This is a genomic window from Bordetella sp. (assembly GCF_057362025.1).
The window spans coordinates 18249-36542 of sequence record NZ_JBMQQZ010000097.1 but is presented as its reverse complement, the minus strand read 5'-3'; the positions used below and the strand labels follow the sequence as shown (position 1 = coordinate 36542).

Here is an 18294-nt window from a genome sequence, read left to right as displayed (position 1 = left end):
CCGACAGCCGGAAGCTTGATTTTTCGGCTATTGTTCCCATATCAGACGTAGCTGACGATTAGACGGGACCTCGCCACCGCATTTTCCGCCGCATCGCCGATACGTTGAGTCATCCCAAGGAATTCTTTATGTCTGGCACTCAGACCCTGCCTTCCGAACCCATCGACCTCCCGTTGTTGCCGCTGCGCGACGTCGTGGTGTTCCCGCACATGGTCATCCCGCTATTCGTCGGACGCCCCCGTTCCATACGCGCACTTGAAGTGGCGATGGAGGCCGGCAAGAGCATCATGCTGGTCGCCCAGAAGTCCGCCGGCAAGGATGACCCCTCTCCGGAGGACGTCTACGAAATCGGCTGCGTGGCAGGCATCCTTCAGATGTTGAAGCTGCCCGACGGTACTGTAAAAGTGCTGGTTGAAGGCGCGCAGCGTGCTCGTATCACCCGGGTGGACGATGTCGAATCGCACTTTACGTGTGAAGTCGTGCCCATCCAGCTCGACCCCATCCAGGGCTCGGAGACCGAGGCCCTGCGCCGCGCCATCGTTGCGCAGTTCGAGCAGTATGTGAAGCTGAACAAAAAAATTCCGCCGGAGATCCTGACTTCCCTGGCCGGAATCGACGATGCCGGTCGGCTGGCCGACACCATTGCCGCGCATCTGCCGCTGAAGCTCGAGCAGAAGCAGAAAATGCTGGAAATCTTCGGCACGGCAGAGCGCCTGGAAGGGCTGCTCACGCAGCTGGAAACCGAAATCGACATCCTGCAAGTCGAGAAGCGGATTCGCGGCCGCGTCAAAAAGCAGATGGAGAAAAGCCAGCGCGACTACTACCTGAATGAACAGGTAAAGGCCATCCAGAAAGAACTGGGCGAAGGCGAAGAGGGCGCCGACATCGAGGAACTCGAGAAGAAAATCGTCGCCGCGCGGATGCCCAAGGAAGCGCGCAAAAAGGCCGATGCCGAGCTGAAGAAGCTCAAGCTGATGTCGCCGATGTCCGCCGAGGCAACGGTGGTGCGCAACTATATCGACACGCTGATCAACCTGCCGTGGCGCAAGAAGAGCAAGGTCAATAACTCTATCGGGAATGCCGAAACCGTACTCGATGACGATCACTACGGCTTGGACAAGGTCAAGGAACGCATCCTTGAATACCTGGCCGTCCAGCAGCGCGTCGACAAGGTAAAAGCGCCCATCCTGTGCCTGGTCGGTCCTCCGGGCGTGGGCAAGACTTCGCTGGGGCAATCCATCGCCAAGGCGACGAACCGCAAGTTCGTCCGCATGGCGTTGGGCGGCGTGCGCGACGAAGCCGAGATCCGCGGCCACCGTCGTACCTATATCGGCTCGATGCCCGGCAAGATCTTGCAAAACATGAGCAAGGTGGGTGTCCGCAACCCCTTGTTCCTGCTGGACGAGATCGACAAGCTGGGCATGGACTTCCGCGGCGATCCTTCGTCCGCCCTCCTGGAAGTGCTGGATCCGGAACAGAACCATACGTTCCAGGATCACTACGTCGAGGTGGACTTCGATCTGTCGGATGTGATGTTCGTTGCGACCAGCAACACGCTGAACATCCCGCCGGCATTGCTGGACCGGATGGAAGTCATCCGTCTGTCCGGCTATACCGAAGACGAGAAGGTCCACATCGCCAGCGACCATTTGATTCCCAAGCTGTTGAAGAACAACGGCCTGAAGGAAGCGGAGCTGACGATCGACGAATCGGCGTTGCGCGATATCGTCCGCTACTACACGCGGGAAGCCGGTGTGCGCGCGCTGGAGCGCGAGGTCGGCAAGATCTGCCGCAAGGTGGTCAAGCAACTGCTGACTGAGCGTGATGCCAAGTCGAAGGCCGACGATAAGGGCGAGACGAAGCCTATCGCCGTGACGTCGGAAAATCTGAACGATTACCTGGGCGTGCGCCGCTATAACTTCGGCATGGCGGAGAAAGAAAACCAGGTTGGCCAGGTTACTGGCCTGGCCTGGACCGAGGTGGGCGGCGATCTGCTGACCATCGAAGTCGCCGATATGCCTGGTAAAGGCGCCATCCAGCGCACGGGTTCCCTGGGCGATGTGATGAAGGAATCCGTCGAGGCGGCACGTACGGTTGTGCGGTCGCGCGCTCGCCGGTTGGGATTTGCCGACAGCGTTTTCGAAAAGCGCGATATGCACGTGCACGTGCCGGAAGGCGCGACGCCCAAGGACGGTCCGTCCGCCGGTATCGCCATCACCACTGCCATGGTGTCGGCCTTGTCGGGCATCCCGGTGCGTGCGGACGTGGCCATGACAGGCGAAATCACGCTGCGCGGGGAAGTGCTGGCCATCGGCGGTTTGAAGGAAAAGTTGCTTGCCGCGCATCGCGGTGGCATCAAGACTGTGTTGATCCCCGAGGAAAACGTCAAGGATCTGGCTGAGATTCCCGATAACGTGAAGAATCAGCTGGAGGTCGTGCCGGTTCGCTGGATCGACAAGGTGCTGGAACGCGCACTGGAACGCATGCCCGAGGCGATTTCGGAAGAGGAAGCCAAGGACAAGCCGCTCGTGACGCCGGCGCCGGCGACGGAATCCGTTGACCCGGTCATCAAGCACTGATCTCGTCGTCGTGCCTTGATCGCAAGGGCCTGCAGCGCAAGCTGGCAGGCCCTTTGCTTTTCAGTGCAGCGCCTGGGTACGAATCAGTCCAACCGCGATGCCCTCGAGGGCGAACTCCTGGCCGGGCTGGACAACGATGGGCTGGAAATCCGGATTTTCCGGCAGGAGTTCGATGCGGCCGCCTTCGCGGTGTAGCCGTTTCACCGTGACGTCTTCGTCGATCCGGGCTACCACGATCTGGCCGTCGCGGGCTTCGCTGGCCTTTTTGACGGCCAGCAGGTCGCCGTCGAGGATGCCGATATCGCGCATGCTCATCCCCCGCACTTTGAGCAGATAGTCCGGACGCTGCGGGAACAGGGCGGGGTCCACGCCCACGTCCCGTTCGACATGTTCGGCGGCCAGGATGGGGCTGCCTGCCGCTACCCGCCCTACGAGCGGCAGCATGAGCTGGGCAAGGGAAGGGATGGGCAGCATGGCTTGCCCGCTTTCGTGGCGCAGCTCCTTCAGGCGGATGCCGCGGGACGCACCGGCAGTCAGCTCGATCGCGCCTTTGCGGGCCAGGGCTTTCAGGTGGTCTTCCGCCGCGTTCGGCGAGCGGAACCCCAACGCCTGGGCAATTTCCGCGCGAGTGGGAGGAAACCCCGTACTGGCGACCGCTTGGCGTATGAGGTCGAGGATTTGCTGTTGGCGTTCGGTAAGTTTGCTGGCCATTTGCGGGTTCCTGCTTCCCTGTATGGATATACAGCTCCGCATTTTGGGGGACGCAGCTTTAAAACGCAAGGGCTATCGCGGTTCGCGGGCTTGGTGCCCGCAAAAAAAGAATGGGGCCCTCAGGCCCCATTCCATTTTCGCAAGCTGCGGGTTTCAGCCTTTCAGTACCGCCGCGATCGCCTTGGCGACGGCATCGATGTTCTGGCTGTTGAGCGCCGCGACGCAAATGCGTCCGCTGGAGATCGCATAGATGCCGTGTTCCTCGCGGAGGCGATCGACCTGGGCCGCGGTCAAACCCGAATACGAGAACATGCCGCGCTGCTGCAGGACGAAGCTGAAATCCTGCTGCACACCCTGTTCCTTGATCTTTTCGACCAGTTGGCGTCGCATCAGGCGAATGCGGTCGCGCATGCCGCCCAGCTCCTGCTCCCACAGCGCGAAGAGTTCCGGCGTGTTCAGGACGGTGGAGACGACGGTGCCGCCATGCGTGGGCGGATTCGAGTAGTTGGTGCGGATGACGCGCTTGAGCTGGCTGAGCACGCGTGTCGCTTCGTCCTTGCTGCCCGAGATCACCGTGAGCGCGCCGACGCGTTCGCCATACAGCGAGAAGGACTTGGAGAACGAAGAACTGACGAACACCGTCATGTCCATGCCAGCGAATAGACGCACGACCGCGGCGTCTTCCTGCAGGCCTGCTCCGAATCCCTGGTAAGCAATGTCCAGGAAGGGAACCAGGTCGCGCTCCTTGACGACATTGGCGATTTGCTGCCATTGCTCCGGCGTGGGATCCACGCCGGTGGGGTTGTGGCAGCAGGCGTGCAGGACGACCACGCTGCGCGCCGGCATCGCCTTCAGGCCGGCAAGCATGCCTTCGAAGTTCAGGCCGTGGGTTGCGGGGTCATAGTACGGGTAGCTTTCCACCTGGAAACCGGCCCGTTCGAACAGTGCCCGATGGTTCTCCCAGCTGGGGTCGCTGATGTAGGCCTTCGACTGAGGCAGCAGTTGATGCAGGAAATCGGCGCCGATCTTCAGCGCGCCCGTGCCGCCCAGGGCTTGCGTGGTCAACACGCGGCCCGCCGCCGACAAGGGGGAATCCGCGCCCAGCAGCAGCGCCTGCGCGCCTTTGTTATACGCTGCGATGCCTTCGATCGGCAGGTAGCCGCGCGCGGCGGCTGCTTCGATGCGGGCGATTTCAGCCTTGCGCACCGCGGACAAAAGCGGAATACGCCCGTTATCGTCGTAGTACACCCCTACGCCCAGATTCACCTTGCCCGGCCGGGTATCTGCGTTGTACTGCTCATTCAGCCCGAGGATGGGATCGCGCGGGGCCAATTCGACGTTTTGGAAAAGGGAGGTCATCGGATCGTGAAGAAGGGTAGGTGGACGCGGCCGGACATGCGGCGGATAATGGGGGGTTTACCCTGAGACAGTCTAGCATGACCGCACCTGGATTCGTCGAATTTCCGGACAGCCCGTTCCAGCTCTACCAGCCCTATCCCCCGGCAGGCGATCAGCCCGGCGCGATCGGCGCGCTGGTGGACGGCGTGCGGGACGGCTTGATGTACCAGACCCTGCTGGGCGTGACCGGTTCGGGGAAGACGTACACGATGGCGAACGTGATCGCCAGGCTGGGGCGTCCCGCGCTTGTTCTGGCGCCCAATAAAACCCTGGCCGCGCAGTTGTACGCCGAAATGCGCGAATTCTTTCCCAAGAATGCCATCGAGTATTTCGTTTCCTACTACGACTACTATCAGCCCGAAGCCTATGTGCCGACGCGCGATCTGTTCATTGAGAAAGACTCGTCGATCAACGAGCATATCGAGCAGATGCGGCTGTCAGCCACCAAAAGCCTGCTCGAGCGGCGCGACACAGTCATCGTCGGAACGGTTTCGTGCATCTACGGTATCGGCAATCCGGGCGATTACCATGCCATGGTGCTCATTTTGCGAGCCGGCGACCGTATCTCGCGACGCGAAATCCTGGCGCGCCTGGTGGCCATGCAGTACACGCGCAACGATGCGGACTTCACACGCGGCGTATTCCGAGTACGAGGCGAAACCATCGACATCTTCCCGGCGGAAAGCGCGGAACTTGCGCTGCGCCTGACGTTGTTCGACGACGAAGTCGAAACCCTGGTGCTGTTCGACCCCTTGACAGGAAAGGTGCGGCAGAAGGTCCCGCGTTTTACCGTTTATCCCGGGTCACATTACGTCACTCCGCGCGATACGGTGCTGCGGGCCATCGAAACGATCAAGGAAGAACTGCGCGAACGCGTGCAGTTCTTCACCTCGCAAAGCAAGCTCGTGGAGGCTCAGCGTCTGGAGCAACGCACACGTTTCGATCTGGAAATGCTTCAGGAACTCGGCTTTTGCAAGGGAATCGAAAACTATTCCCGTCACTTGTCCGGTGCTGCTCCGGGCGAGCCGCCGCCTACGCTGATCGACTACCTGCCGGGCGACGCACTGATGTTCATCGACGAAAGCCACGTCACCATCGGCCAGCTGAGCGGGATGTACCGCGGCGACCGCTCGCGCAAGGAAACCCTGGTGCAGTACGGCTTCCGTTTGCCCTCCGCCTTGGACAATCGGCCGTTGCAGTTGCAGGAATTCGAAGCGCGCATGCGCCAGTGCGTGTTCGTGTCCGCGACCCCGTCGGCCTACGAGAAGGAGCACTCCGACAATGTCGTCGAGCAGGTGGTGCGCCCGACCGGTCTGGTGGATCCTATCGTCGAAGTGCGTCCCGCGCATACGCAGGTGGACGACCTGCTGGGCGAGATCAAGCTGCGCGTGGCGCAGTCCGACCGGGTGCTTGTGACGACGCTGACCAAGCGCATGGCCGAAGACCTGACCGACTTCCTGGCCGAACACGGCGTCCGGGTGCGCTATCTGCATTCGGATATCGATACCGTGGAGCGTGTCGAGATTATCCGGGACCTTCGGCTTGGCACGTTCGATGTCCTGGTGGGCATCAACCTGTTGCGCGAAGGGCTGGATATCCCGGAGGTGTCGCTCGTTGCCATCCTGGATGCCGACAAAGAGGGTTTCCTGCGCTCGGAGCGCAGTCTGATCCAGACGATCGGACGGGCGGCACGGAACCTGAATGGCCGGGCCATTCTCTATGCGGACCGGATAACCGATTCCATGCATCGCGCCATCGGCGAAACCGAACGCCGGCGCAAGAAGCAGGAGGAGTTCAATCTGGCGCATGGGATTACCGCCAAGGGCGTGCAGAAAGCCGTCAGGGAACTGATCGATGGTGTCGTGGCACCGGTCCATCACTCGACGGTCGAGGACGCGCTGCCTGCGGAATTGTTGACCGACGAAAAAGCGCTGGCGCGCGAAATCCGCCGCCTGGAGAAGCTGATGATGGATCACGCCCGCAATTTGGAATTCGAGCAAGCCGCCGCGGCCCGCGATGCCTTGAATGCGTTGAAGGAGCGGGTGCTGCTGGACGGTGCGCGCTAACTGTCCCCTTTTGTTGTCCTTATGAAGGTGGGCGCACCGGAACGGAATTCATGTGCGTTACCGCTGTCGCACCCCTGTCACGGTCGTGACATGGGCCGGACATGATTTTCGTGTTGCAGCGCCGCGTCGCCGAGCATTGAATTGGTGCCGGAATTGATTTAGGTATGCTCAATAGCATTATTAGGTTTGCTCTATAAGTCCCTAAATCAGCTGGATTTTTTCGTCGTTTGACTTTTGTCCGGATAGTGCCTTTGTACTGAAAAAAAGCTTGCCTCCTTGCGGGTTTTCCCGCAGACTATCAAGCATGATGACCAAGGTACTTTTCGTTTGCATGGGCAACATCTGCCGCTCGCCGAGCGCAGAAGGCGTGTTCCGCCGGCTGGTCAATGATGCCGGCCTGGGCGATGTCGTGCGGATAGATTCCGCCGGTACGCATGCCTTCCATATTGGCGAAGCGCCGGACGCCCGGGCTCAAGCCGCTGCCCGGAAGCGCGGCTATGAAATCACGCATTGCGAGGCGCGTCAGGTCACGCCCGACGATTTTCGTGAATTCGATCTCATTCTGGCGATGGACTGGGAAAACCTTTCTGCGCTGCAGCAGCAGTGCCCGAAGGCTTACCAGCACAAGCTGATGTTACTGATGCGGTTCGCCAACGAGTTCGAGGAAGCCACGGTTCCCGATCCTTACTATGGTGGCCCGGAAGGCTTTGGCAAGGTACTCGACTACCTGGAGGACGCCTGTCAGGGCGTGCTGGAATTGGTGCGCAAGCGCGCCACCCAATACCAGGCGGCTTGATTCACGGGTCGCGTCAGCTCTGGTCGGCGCCATCCCATGGTAGAGCGACTGCCCGCCTTTTCGGTGGGCAGTTGTTCGTCTACGTGGGGATTCGTGCGGCCGCCGTATGCGCGTCCGGTGCCATTTTTCGAGTGTCCACCTCGCCGGGCGGGGCTTGGACGGTCGCGCCGCCTTGTTCGCGTTGCCGTTGTTCCCCCTTGTCTAAGCCGCCCCCGGGCGGTTTTTTAACGGTCCGTCCGGCAGGGCGTTCCGCCCCGGCCCGCCCTTGTGCCGGCCTGCTTCTCGGCCCTCTCGGCCGCAGGGTTTCATAGCAAATTAGTCGGGAATAGGCTATACTTGAGGCAATTACTCAGGTATTGGATCCCGGCTTGCCGGGCCTACTGGCTAAACAGGAAACCTCGATATGCGGCTGACTACTAAAGGACGTTTCGCCGTGACCGCCATGATCGACCTCGCCATGCGTCAGCACAGCGGGCCGGTTACGCTGGCGGCCATCAGCCAGCGCCAAAACATCTCCCTTTCCTATCTGGAACAACTGTTCGGCAAGCTGCGGCGCCACGAGCTGGTCGACAGCGTGCGTGGTCCGGGTGGCGGGTACTCTCTGGCGCGACTGGCCCGTAATGTTACGGTCGCCGACATCATTTTCGCCGTTGACGAACCGCTGGACGCCACCAGTTGTGGTGGGAAGCAGGACTGTACGAGCGGCAAGGATGGCAAATCCGGAAAGTGCATGACGCACGAGCTCTGGGCCACCCTTAATCGCAAGATGGTCGACTACCTGGATTCCGTGTCCTTGCAGGACCTTGTGGACCAGCAGCGCGTCCGCCAGCTTCAGGAAGCGAATAACCAGGCGCAAAACGGCACGGTGCGCGTCAACCGCATGACCAACGGTGCCGGCGTTGTCAGCCCGTGTACCAGCGCGGCGCAGCCAGGCGCGTCCGCCACCGTATAAGAAAACCAGGAGCTGTACGAACATGACCAACCGTCCCATTTACCTCGACTATTCCGCCACGACGCCCGTCGATCCGCGTGTGGTGGAAAAAATGGTGCCGTGGCTGTACGAAAACTTCGGCAACCCCGCCTCGCGCAGCCATTCGATAGGCTGGGAAGCGGAGGATGCGGTGGAGCGCGCCCGCGAAGAAGTCGCCAAACTGGTGAATGCTGATCCCCGCGAGATTATCTGGACGTCGGGTGCCACCGAATCGGACAACCTGGCGATCAAGGGAGCCGCGAATTTCTACCAGGAACGCGGCAAGCACATTATTACGGTCAAGACAGAGCACAAGGCTGTTCTGGATACCACGCGTGAACTGGAGCGCCAGGGGTTCGAAGTTACGTACCTCGACGTGCTGGATAACGGATTGATCGACCTGGACGTGTTCAAGGCGGCCTTGCGGCCCGACACGGTGCTGGTGTCGGTGATGATGGTCAATAACGAAATCGGCGTCATCCAGGATATCGAAACCCTGGGCGAAATCTGCCGTGAACGCAATATCATTTTCCATGTCGACGCCGCGCAGGCGACCGGCAAGGTGGAAATCGACCTGCAAAAGCTCAAGGTCGACCTGATGTCGTTCTCCGCCCACAAGACCTATGGCCCGAAAGGTATAGGTGCCTTGTATGTGCGGCGCAAGCCGCGGGTGCGGATCGAAGCGCAGATGCACGGCGGTGGCCACGAACGCGGTTTTCGCTCGGGCACGCTGCCCACGCACCAGATCGTCGGGATGGGCGAAGCCTTCCGGCTGGCACGCGAAGAAATGGGCACGGAAAACGAGCGCATCCGCATGTTGCGAGACCGCCTGTGGGCCGGACTGTCGGAGATCGAAGAGGTCTACTTGAACGGTGACATGGACCGCCGTGTGCCGCACAACCTGAATGTCAGTTTCAATTACGTGGAAGGCGAGTCGCTGATCATGGCCGTGAAGGAATTGGCTGTATCGAGCGGGTCGGCCTGTACGTCCGCCAGCCTGGAGCCGTCTTACGTGCTGCGCGCGCTGGGGCGCAACGACGAGTTGGCGCATAGCTCCATCCGCTTTACGATCGGCCGCTTCACGACCGAACAGGAAATCGACTTCACGGTCGATCTGCTGAAGAAGCGGGTCGGCAAGTTGCGCGATATGTCGCCCTTGTGGGAAATGGCCAAGGAAGGCGTCGATTTGAACAGCGTGCAGTGGGCGGCGCACTGATGGACACACCGGCGGGACGCCGGCCGCACGGCGCCCTCCTGTTAGAAATGCCTTCGCCTGGCGAAGTGGAGAAAAATCATGGCATATAGCGAAAAAGTTCTGGATCACTACGAAAACCCGCGTAACGTGGGCTCTTTCGAAAAGGGCGACGCTTCCGTCGGTACCGGCATGGTCGGTGCGCCGGCCTGTGGCGACGTGATGAAGCTGCAGATCAAGGTCAATGCCAGCGGCGTCATCGAAGACGCGCGGTTCAAGACCTACGGCTGCGGCTCGGCCATTGCTTCCAGTTCGCTCGTGACTGAATGGGTCAAGGGCAAGACGCTGGACGAGGCGATGACTATCCGCAATACGCAGATCGCCGAAGAGCTGGCCCTGCCGCCGGTGAAGATCCACTGTTCCATCCTGGCGGAAGACGCGATCAAGGCGGCCGTCAAGGATTACAAAGAAAAGCACACGCGGAGCTGATATGGCCGTCACGCTGACTCCTCAAGCGGCAAACCACATCAGCCGATATCTGCAGCGCCGCGGCAAAGGGGTGGGCTTGCGCCTGGGCGTCAGGACCACCGGCTGTTCCGGAATGGCATACAAGCTGGAATACGTAGATGAGCCGGATGTCGCCGATCAGGTCTTCGAAAGCCATGGGGTGAAGGTGTTCGTCGACCCGAAAAGCCTGGCGTATATCGATGGAACCGAGCTCGACTATGCCCGCGAAGGGTTGAACGAAGGGTTCAAGTTCCACAATCCCAACGAGAAGGCGACCTGCGGCTGCGGCGAGTCTTTTACGGTGTAAGCCTTGGCAGCCGTCGACGATCATTTTTCGCTGTTCGGCCTGCCGGCGCGGTTCCAGATCGATGCCGAAGAGCTCGAACAGGCGTGGCGCGCTGTCGCGGCCCGGGTGCACCCCGATCGCTACGCGACGGCGTCCCCGGCCGAACGGCGGGTGGCGATGCAATGGTCGGCCCGTGCGAACGAGGCATACCGGCAACTGCGCGATCCTTTGCTGCGGGCGCGCTACCTCTGCGAACAGGCCGGGGTCGATCTGCAGACGGAAAGCAATACGTCCATGGACGCCGATTTCCTGATGCAGCAAATGACCTGGCGCGAGACGCTGGACGAGGTGCGCGAGCAGGGCGGCGCGGGGACGGCCGCCAGTACACTGCGGACCGAGCTGCAGGACGCGGAGGCGGCCTTCCAGCGACAGGTGTCCTGCCTGCTGGACGATCAGAACGACCCGGCCGGCGCCGCCACGAAGATCCGTGAATGGATGTTCGTGCGCAAACTGCTCCAGGAACTGGCCCAGGCCACCGACTAGGTGTCCTCCATCGCCGGACGGGCCGACAGCGGGTCTGCCGCCATTCACACACTTATAAATCCCAACCATGGCTTTACTGCAGATTTCTGAACCGGGTGAATCCCCCGCGCCGCACGAACGCAAGCTTGCGGTCGGGATAGACCTGGGTACGACGAATTCGCTGGTCGCCACGGTACGCAGCAGCGTGCCGGAGGTTCTGCGGGACGAGGATGGCCGCGCGCTGTTGCCTTCGGCGGTGCGGTATCTTGCGCACGGCGAGCCCGTCGTCGGCCATGAGGCGCTGGCCGCCCAGGCCGAAGATCCCTCCAATACCATCGTGTCGGTAAAGCGCTTCATGGGACGTACGGCCGACGAGGCACGTGCATCCGGAGCCGGCTACGATTTCGTCGATGCGCCGGGCATGGTGCGGCTGCGCACCGCGCAGGGCGATGTCAGCCCGGTGGAAGCGTCGGCGCAGATCCTGGCGCGCCTGCGCGCCCAGGCACAGGCGGCGCTGGGCGACGACCTGGTTGGCGCGGTGATCACGGTCCCCGCTTACTTCGACGATGCCCAGCGGCAAGCCACCCGCGATGCGGCGCGCCTGGCCGGGCTGAATGTACTCCGCTTGCTGAACGAACCCACGGCTGCCGCCATCGCCTACGGGTTGGAGAATGCCTCGGAAGGCGTATATGCGGTGTACGACCTGGGAGGCGGCACGTTCGATGTCTCCATACTGCGGCTGACCAAGGGCGTCTTCGAAGTCGTTGCCACTGGCGGCGACACCGCCCTGGGCGGCGACGATTTCGATGCCTTGATTGCCCAGCGCGTCATGGCAGCCGTGGCGGATTCGGATCGCTGGTCCCGCCATGACCGGCGCGCCTTGTCAGTGGCCGCGCGAGCGGCCCGCGAACGTTTGTCCGACGCGACGGAAACCACGGTAAGTTTCCAACTGCAGGATGGAACCGCGGTAGACGCGCCGCTGACGCGCGACCAATTCGAGAGCCTCGCCGCGCCCTTGATCGAGCGCACGTTGGCCTGTGCGCGCCGCGCGTTGCGCGATGCCGACCTGACGACTGCACAGGTGCGAGGGGTGGTCATGGTGGGGGGCGCCACGCGTATGCCGGTGGTACGCCGCGCCGTGGGCGAGCTGTTCGGCCAGGCGCCGCTTACCGATCTCGATCCCGATCAAGTGGTGGCGCTGGGTGCCGCGCTGCAGGCCAACCTGTTGGCGGGCAATCGCGCGCCGGGCGAGGACTGGCTGCTGCTGGACGTCATCCCGCTGTCCTTGGGGCTGGAAACGATGGGAGGACTGGTCGAACGCATCATCCCGCGCAACAGCACGATCCCCGTCGCGCGCGCTCAGGAGTTCACCACGTTCAAGGACGGCCAGGGCGCGATGAGCATCCACGTGGTGCAGGGCGAACGGGAGTTGGTATCCGCCTGCCGCTCGCTGGCGCGGTTCGAATTGCGCGGTATTCCGCCCATGGTGGCGGGCGCCGCGCGCATCCGCGTGACCTTCCAGGTCGACGCCGATGGCCTGCTTAGCGTGACCGCGCGCGAGCAGAGCACGGGCGTGGAATCCTCCGTGACGGTGAAGCCCTCCTACGGGCTCTCCGACGATGAGATCACACGGATGCTGGCCGACAGCATCGACCAGGCAGATGCCGATGCGCGGGCGCGCATGCTGCGCGAACAGCAGGTAGAGGCCCGCCAATTGGCGGAATCGGTACGCGCGGCGCTGGCCGTCGACGGTGATCTGCTGGATCCGTCGGAGCGCGAGCGTGTGGATGCGGCATTGGAACGCGCCGAGGCCGCGCGCGACAGTGAGAACGTCGACGAGGTGCGCGCCGCGGTGCATGAATTATCCGAATCGACGGAGTCCTTCGCGGCGCGCCGCATGGACCGCAGCATCCGCCGGGCGCTGTCCGGCCGCAAGCTCGATGAGTTGACCTGACGGGTCGTTTATATCTGTTGCCATCATGCCGAAACTGACCGTATTGCCGCATCCCGATGTCTGTCCCGAAGGTAAAGTCATCGAGGATGCCCCCAGTGGGGTGTCGATCTGCCGTGTCCTGCTGGATCACGAGGTCGAGATCGAACATGCCTGCGAGCTGTCGTGTGCGTGTACCACCTGTCACGTGATCGTGCGCCAGGGGTACGAATCGCTGGGTGAGGCCAGTGACATGGAAGAGGATTTGCTCGATAAGGCCTGGGGCCTGACATCGACCTCGCGCCTGTCCTGCCAGGCCAAGCTTGCCGGCCAGGACGTCACGGTCGAGATCCCGCGGTACACCATCAATCACGCCAAGGAGAACCACTGATGAAGTGGACCGATATTCACGATATCGCGGCGGCGCTGGCCGATGGGCATCCAGATATCGATCCGGCCCAGGTTCGTTTCACGGCGCTGCGCGACCTGGTACTGGCCCTGCCGGATTTCGACGACGATCCCAAGCACTGTGGCGAGAAAATCCTGGAAGCGATCCAGCAGGCCTGGATCGACGAAGCGGCCTGACGTTCTACACGGCTGACACGGTAAGAGCGGGGCGGCGGCGGTATTATCCGTAGCTGCCCCGTTTTCCATTGTCCGCCATGTCCAATTCCATCCTGCATTTCGGCCTGGCCGCCAACAGGCTGCATCACGAGACCCCCGACGCCATACTCTTCGATTGGCTGCGCGCCTGTTCGGCCAGCATCCGCGAGCTGGGCATGCACCTGTATACCGTCGGCCGCACTCATGACGCGATCTCCCGCGAGGGCATGCTCCAGGGCTATGCCGGCCTGATCCGCTATCCCTACGGCCGCGAGGGCGGGCTGATGAAGCTGGTTGCCCGGGTAACGGAAGGCCGCGATGGAACCGTCCCTTTCGATGGGGCGATCTATCTTATCGATCCGGTCGACCCGTCTTCCGTGTTTCCGGAGGCACAAGCCCTGAAGCGCCAGTGCGTGACGCACGGCAAGCCTTTTATCTCCACGCTGGCCGGGGCGCGCGAGTGGGTGGAAGTAGAGCGGTTGCATGCGGGGCTGGCCCCGGATCCAGGCGCGTCCGAGCTTTTCGATTTTGCGGCGCAGACCCTGGCATTGGTCGCGCACGATGCGCTGAAGGACGAGATGGTGGCCTTCGCGGACGAGCACTTCGATATCCTGTCACGCTTTCGCAGGCGGGTCGCCACGGGCACGACAGGTGGCCGCTTGAACGACCTGGCGTGGTCGCGCGGTTGGCCCAGGGACCGGCCGTGGACGCATCGCTACCTTAGCGGGCCTTTGGGCGGGGACGCGCAGATCGCGGAGCTCGTACTGGAGCGCCAGTGCCAGCGGGTGATTTTCTTCGAGGACCCGCATGTCGCACGCCAGCACGAGGCCGATATCCAGCTGCTCGAGCGGGCGGTGCGCGTGGTGACGCGGGTGGCCGCGTGCGCGACGTCACCGGCGGTGGCGCGGCGCTGGGTGCAGGCCGTCGCGCTGCGCGATGCTGCTGGGATCAGTCTTCGCGCCGCAGGTGGGGGAACAGAATGACGTCGCGTATGCTCGGACTGTCGGTCAGCAGCATGACCAGCCGGTCGATGCCGATGCCGCAACCGCCAGTGGGCGGCATGCCGTATTCGAGCGCGCGGATATAGTCGGCATCGTAGTACATCGCTTCCTCGTCGCCGGCGTCCTTGGCCTCGACCTGGGCGCGGAAGCGTTCGGCCTGGTCTTCCGGGTCGTTCAGTTCCGAGAAGCCGTTGGCGATTTCACGGCCCGTGATGAATAGCTCGAAGCGTTCCGTGATGCCGGGACGCGAGTCGGATGCCCGCGCCAGCGGCGAGACTTCCACCGGATAGTCGACGATGTAGGTGGGATTCCACAGCAGCGCTTCGGCCGTTTCCTCGAAAAGCGCGAGCTGCAGCGCTCCCAGGCCGGCGCGGGACAGCGGGGCGGAGTCCACGTCGACTTTCAGCTTCTTCAGTTCCGCGCGCAGGAAGGCCACGTCGTCCAATTGCGCCTGGGTATAGTCCGGCGCGTACTTCAGGATGGCCTCGCAGATGGTCAGGCGATCGAACGGCTGGCCGAGATCCAGCTCGCGCCCCTGGTAGGTCAATACCGCGCTGCCCGTGGCGGCTACCGCCGCCTGGCGGATCAATTGCTCCGTGAAGTCCATGAGCCAGCGGTAATCGGTGTACGCGGCGTAGAACTCCATCATGGTGAATTCGGGGTTATGGCGCGGGCTGACCCCTTCGTTGCGGAAGTTGCGGTTGACTTCGAACACGCGTTCGAAACCGCCGACGATCAAGCGCTTGAGATAGAGCTCGGGCGCGATGCGCAGGAACATTTCCATGTCCAGCGCGTTGTGGTGGGTCACGAAAGGCTTGGCCGCGGCGCCGCCCGGGATGGGGTGCAGCATCGGGGTTTCGACTTCCAGGAAGCCCGCATCCAGCATGTACTGGCGGATCGCGCCCATGGTCTTGCTGCGGGCCTCGAATGTGCGCCGCGTGTCCTCGGTCATGATGAGGTCGACATAGCGCTGGCGATAGCGCAGTTCCGTGTCCGCGACGCCGTGGAACTTGTCCGGCAGCGGGCGCAGGGACTTCGACAACAACCGAGCCTGCGTCGCGTGGATGGACAACTCGCCCTTGTTGGTCTTGAAAACCGTGCCTTCGACCGCGATCAGGTCGCCGATATCCCATTGCTTGAAAGCCGTATAGCTGTCTTCCCCGAGCACGCCGCGATCCAGGTAGATCTGGATGCGGCCGGTCGCATCCTGCACCGTGGCGAAGCTGGCCTTGCCCATGACGCGCTTGAGCATCATGCGGCCGGCCACCTTGGCGACCTTGCCCAGGGCGGCCAGGGCGTCCTGGTCGGAACCATCGAATTGGGCGTGCAGGTCGGCCGCGCGGGCGTCCGGCGTGAAGTCGTTCGGGTAGGCGGGGCCGCTTTCGCGCAGCTTGGCCAGCTTGGCTCGCCGTTCGGCGATCAGCCGGTTTTCGTCCTGCGCGACGGGGGCGGTCGAAGTATCGGTCATGATGCGGGTCAGTTGTAATTGCGGATGTCGTCGATTTCGGTCGTGCCGAAGTCTTCGCGTTCGAGATAGGCGGCGATGCGCGCGGCCACATCGGCCGGCGCGGCCAGCTTGCCGCCGGCATGCAGGTCCTTGAAACGGGGCAGGGCGGGGAAGGCGGCGGGATCGCTGGAGCGGATCACACCCTGCATGTCGGTATCGACGACGCCGGGCGCCAGCGAAACGAACTTCGCCCCGTGGGTATCCTCTTCCTGCCGGGCGACGCGCGTGTACATGTCCAGCGCGGCCTTGGTCGCGCAGTAAACGCCCCAGCCGGCGGTGGGATTGCGCCCGGCGCCGGAAGATATGTTCAGGACGCGCCGGTCGGCCGGCAGGCCGCGTGTCGCCTCCAGGAAGCGCGACGTCAGCAGCATGACCGCGATGACGTTCAGGTTGAGGGCCTGGGTGATGGCGGCGGCATCGTTCAGGTCGTCGACCGGCGAGACCGGGGCGACGGTGCCGGCGTTATTGATCAGCACGTAGCGCCTGGCGTCGCGCGGCAGGCCTCCGGCCACCCGCGCCGCTACCGCGGTGGCCGCAGCGGTGTCGGACAGGTCGACGGCAATCTGCTCCAGTTCCGCGCCCTGGGCCGAAGCATAAGCCGCCAGTTCGGCATCCTGGCGGCGCGCCAGGGTGATCAGGCGTGTGCCGGATTTCGCCAGTTGGCGGGCCAGGGCGGCGCCGATACCGCGGGAAGCGCCGGTCAGAACGACTACGGAATGGGTCATGGGATGGCCTTTTATACGCGTGCGTCAGTGGGTGGGAGAAGCGGAGCGGCAGGGGTCAGACGCCCTGTTTCAGGCTGGCCTGGATGAACGGGTCGAGGTCGCCGTCCAGGACCTTCTGGGTATTCGAGATTTCCACGTTGGTGCGCAGGTCCTTGATCCGGCTCTGGTCCAGCACGTAGGAGCGGATCTGGTGACCCCAGCCGACATCGGTCTTGGAGTCTTCCAGCTTTTGCTGCTCGGCCATCCGGTTGCGCATTTCCAGTTCGTACAGGCGCGACTTCAGCATCTGCATGGCTTCGGCGCGGTTGCGGTGCTGCGAACGGTCGTTCTGGCACTGCACGACGATGCCCGTCGGCATGTGCGTGATACGAACCGCGGAGTCGGTCTTGTTGATGTGCTGGCCGCCGGCGCCGCTGGCCCGGTAGGTATCGACGCGCAGGTCCGCCGGGTTGATGTCGATTTCGAACGAGTCGTCGACCTCGGGATACACGAACACGCTGGCGAAGGAGGTATGGCGGCCGCCCGAAGAGTCGAATGGGCTCTTGCGTACCAGGCGGTGCACACCGGTTTCCGTACGCAGGTAGCCGAAGGCATATTCGCCCTCGATCTTGATGGTCGCGGACTTGATGCCGGCGACTTCGCCTTCCGACTCTTCCAGGACTTCGGCCTTGAAGCCCTTGCGTTCGCAGTATTTCAGGTACTGCCGCAACAGCATCGATGCCCAGTCCTGCGCCTCGGTGCCGCCGGCGCCGGCCTGGATATCCAGGAAGCAGTTCAGCGGGTCGGCCGGATTCGAGAACATGCGGCGGAATTCCAGGCCTTCCAGTTTCTCCTGGAAGGCGTCGGCATCCGCTTCGATGGAAAGCAGGGTGGCGTCGTCTTCATCGCCAGCCGCCAGTTCGAAGAGTTCGGCTGCGTCCGCCAGGCCGCTGCCCAGCGCGGACAGCGTTTCCACGACATCTTCCAGGCTTTTCTTTTCGCGGCCCAGGTCCTGGGCATGCTTGGGATCGTTCCAGACGTCGGGGTTTTCGAGTTCCGCGTTTACGACTTGCAGGCGCTCGGACTTGGCATCGTAGTCAAAGATACCTCCGGAGAGCCTTTTCGCGCTCGGCGTAGTCGGCGAGTCGGGCGGCGATCTGGTTCTGGCGTTCGGCTTCCATGGTGCTTCCTGGCTTGAATTTCGAAAACCTGACATTTTAGCCTGCCTGCCTCGGAACCACCCGCGGCCAGCGGAATGCCGGGGGATAAGCCTGGACTTCAGGTGTCGTCCACCCATTTGGAATGGCGCTGGCGCGAGCCATCGGGGGTGGACGGCACCTGATCGGGGGCCACGCCGGCCATGTGGCGAAGGATGCGTCCCCGTGGCTGAATTCTGTTCAGGCTTAAGTCAGTTTCCGCCGTCTAGGCTGCGGGATTTACAGAGCCGCGCACGCCTTGCCGCGCGGCTGCATAATGCCGGCGCGCGTCGTGACGACAAGCGCGGGCCGCCACCCGGCGGTAC

General features: G+C 62.7%; 17 protein-coding genes. 12 read left to right on the top strand and 5 right to left on the bottom strand.

Annotation, left to right across the window (positions count from 1 at the left end; translation table 11 throughout):
- The first annotated feature begins 128 nt into the window (after positions 1-128).
- On the top strand, positions 129-2579 hold the full coding sequence (gene lon / locus ACO1P8_RS21780) for an endopeptidase La (RefSeq protein ID WP_486297942.1): 2451 nt from the start codon (positions 129-131) through the stop codon (positions 2577-2579).
- 60 nt (positions 2580-2639) lie between these two features.
- Here lon and lexA read toward each other — a convergent pair whose 3' ends face one another.
- Positions 2640-3290, bottom strand: a complete 651-nt coding sequence (gene lexA, locus ACO1P8_RS21775) for a transcriptional repressor LexA (RefSeq protein WP_486297941.1) — start codon at positions 3288-3290, stop codon at positions 2640-2642.
- Positions 3291-3443: 153 nt separating this feature from the next.
- Positions 3444-4649 (bottom strand): amino acid aminotransferase, encoded by a 1206-nt coding sequence (locus tag ACO1P8_RS21770; protein ID WP_486297940.1) that lies wholly within the window; start codon positions 4647-4649, stop codon positions 3444-3446.
- 77 nt (positions 4650-4726) lie between these two features.
- On the opposite strand from ACO1P8_RS21770, the gene uvrB reads away from it, so the two are divergent.
- From uvrB to ACO1P8_RS21715, 11 genes are all read left to right on the top strand, one after another.
- The gene (gene uvrB, locus ACO1P8_RS21765; protein WP_486297939.1) at positions 4727-6754 is read left to right on the top strand and encodes an excinuclease ABC subunit UvrB; all 2028 of its coding nucleotides are present in this window, start codon (positions 4727-4729) and stop codon (positions 6752-6754) included.
- Positions 6755-7058: 304 nt separating this feature from the next.
- Complete coding sequence (locus tag ACO1P8_RS21760) at positions 7059-7550, top strand: low molecular weight protein-tyrosine-phosphatase (RefSeq protein ID WP_066351875.1); 492 nt, start codon at positions 7059-7061, stop codon at positions 7548-7550.
- Between the two features lie 403 nt (positions 7551-7953).
- Positions 7954-8502 carry a Fe-S cluster assembly transcriptional regulator IscR gene (gene iscR, locus ACO1P8_RS21755; protein ID WP_094842639.1) on the top strand — a complete coding sequence of 183 codons (549 nt, stop codon included), beginning with the start codon at positions 7954-7956 and terminating at the stop codon, positions 8500-8502.
- Between the two features lie 22 nt (positions 8503-8524).
- Complete coding sequence (locus ACO1P8_RS21750) at positions 8525-9736, top strand: IscS subfamily cysteine desulfurase (RefSeq protein WP_486297938.1); 1212 nt, start codon at positions 8525-8527, stop codon at positions 9734-9736.
- Between the two features lie 78 nt (positions 9737-9814).
- Positions 9815-10201 carry a Fe-S cluster assembly scaffold IscU gene (gene iscU / locus ACO1P8_RS21745; RefSeq protein WP_486297937.1) on the top strand — a complete coding sequence of 129 codons (387 nt, stop codon included), beginning with the start codon at positions 9815-9817 and terminating at the stop codon, positions 10199-10201.
- 1 nt (position 10202) lies between these two features.
- Positions 10203-10526 carry an iron-sulfur cluster assembly protein IscA gene (gene iscA / locus ACO1P8_RS21740; protein WP_094842636.1) on the top strand — a complete coding sequence of 108 codons (324 nt, stop codon included), beginning with the start codon at positions 10203-10205 and terminating at the stop codon, positions 10524-10526.
- Between the two features lie 3 nt (positions 10527-10529).
- Positions 10530-11048: a Fe-S protein assembly co-chaperone HscB gene (hscB, locus tag ACO1P8_RS21735; RefSeq protein ID WP_486297936.1), complete on the top strand. Its 519-nt coding sequence runs from the start codon at positions 10530-10532 to the stop codon at positions 11046-11048.
- Between the two features lie 67 nt (positions 11049-11115).
- A complete protein-coding gene (hscA, locus tag ACO1P8_RS21730) occupies positions 11116-12981 on the top strand; it encodes a Fe-S protein assembly chaperone HscA (protein ID WP_486297935.1) in 1866 nt (621 codons plus the stop codon).
- Positions 12982-13006: 25 nt separating this feature from the next.
- On the top strand, positions 13007-13348 hold the full coding sequence (fdx, locus tag ACO1P8_RS21725; protein WP_094842633.1) for an ISC system 2Fe-2S type ferredoxin: 342 nt from the start codon (positions 13007-13009) through the stop codon (positions 13346-13348).
- Complete coding sequence (iscX, locus tag ACO1P8_RS21720; protein ID WP_094842632.1) at positions 13348-13542, top strand: Fe-S cluster assembly protein IscX; 195 nt, start codon at positions 13348-13350, stop codon at positions 13540-13542. The genes fdx and iscX overlap by 1 nt, the downstream gene beginning before the upstream one ends.
- A gap of 77 nt (positions 13543-13619) precedes the next feature.
- Positions 13620-14543: a methylglyoxal synthase gene (locus ACO1P8_RS21715; RefSeq protein WP_486297934.1), complete on the top strand. Its 924-nt coding sequence runs from the start codon at positions 13620-13622 to the stop codon at positions 14541-14543.
- Here the strand turns inward: ACO1P8_RS21715 and lysS are convergent.
- The 3 genes from lysS to prfB all read right to left on the bottom strand — a co-directional run bounded on the left by lysS (position 14509) and on the right by prfB (position 17953).
- Complete coding sequence (lysS, locus tag ACO1P8_RS21710; RefSeq protein WP_486297933.1) at positions 14509-16029, bottom strand: lysine--tRNA ligase; 1521 nt, start codon at positions 16027-16029, stop codon at positions 14509-14511. The genes ACO1P8_RS21715 and lysS overlap by 35 nt on opposite strands.
- Before the next feature lie 8 nt (positions 16030-16037).
- Positions 16038-16793 carry an SDR family oxidoreductase gene (locus ACO1P8_RS21705; RefSeq protein WP_486297932.1) on the bottom strand — a complete coding sequence of 252 codons (756 nt, stop codon included), beginning with the start codon at positions 16791-16793 and terminating at the stop codon, positions 16038-16040.
- A 55-nt stretch (positions 16794-16848) separates the two neighbouring features.
- A protein-coding gene (prfB, locus tag ACO1P8_RS21700; RefSeq protein ID WP_486297931.1) for a peptide chain release factor 2 occupies positions 16849-17953 on the bottom strand; the annotation gives its coding sequence in 2 pieces (ribosomal slippage) (positions 16849-17871 and positions 17873-17953; 1104 coding nt in all).
- Positions 17954-18294: the final 341 nt, after the last annotated feature.

Coding starts and splice junctions, on each gene's coding strand:
- lysS (WP_486297933.1), bottom strand. CDS start 16,029: ATGACCGATACTTCGACCGCCCCCGTCGCGCAGGACGAAAACCGGCTG.
- fdx (WP_094842633.1), top strand. CDS start 13,007: ATGCCGAAACTGACCGTATTGCCGCATCCCGATGTCTGTCCCGAAGGT.
- ACO1P8_RS21705 (WP_486297932.1), bottom strand. CDS start 16,793: ATGACCCATTCCGTAGTCGTTCTGACCGGCGCTTCCCGCGGTATCGGC.
- ACO1P8_RS21715 (WP_486297934.1), top strand. CDS start 13,620: ATGTCCAATTCCATCCTGCATTTCGGCCTGGCCGCCAACAGGCTGCAT.
- uvrB (WP_486297939.1), top strand. CDS start 4,727: ATGACCGCACCTGGATTCGTCGAATTTCCGGACAGCCCGTTCCAGCTC.
- iscX (WP_094842632.1), top strand. CDS start 13,348: ATGAAGTGGACCGATATTCACGATATCGCGGCGGCGCTGGCCGATGGG.
- iscR (WP_094842639.1), top strand. CDS start 7,954: ATGCGGCTGACTACTAAAGGACGTTTCGCCGTGACCGCCATGATCGAC.
- iscA (WP_094842636.1), top strand. CDS start 10,203: ATGGCCGTCACGCTGACTCCTCAAGCGGCAAACCACATCAGCCGATAT.
- lon (WP_486297942.1), top strand. CDS start 129: ATGTCTGGCACTCAGACCCTGCCTTCCGAACCCATCGACCTCCCGTTG.
- hscA (WP_486297935.1), top strand. CDS start 11,116: ATGGCTTTACTGCAGATTTCTGAACCGGGTGAATCCCCCGCGCCGCAC.
- ACO1P8_RS21770 (WP_486297940.1), bottom strand. CDS start 4,649: ATGACCTCCCTTTTCCAAAACGTCGAATTGGCCCCGCGCGATCCCATC.
- iscU (WP_486297937.1), top strand. CDS start 9,815: ATGGCATATAGCGAAAAAGTTCTGGATCACTACGAAAACCCGCGTAAC.
- lexA (WP_486297941.1), bottom strand. CDS start 3,290: ATGGCCAGCAAACTTACCGAACGCCAACAGCAAATCCTCGACCTCATA.
- ACO1P8_RS21760 (WP_066351875.1), top strand. CDS start 7,059: ATGATGACCAAGGTACTTTTCGTTTGCATGGGCAACATCTGCCGCTCG.
- ACO1P8_RS21750 (WP_486297938.1), top strand. CDS start 8,525: ATGACCAACCGTCCCATTTACCTCGACTATTCCGCCACGACGCCCGTC.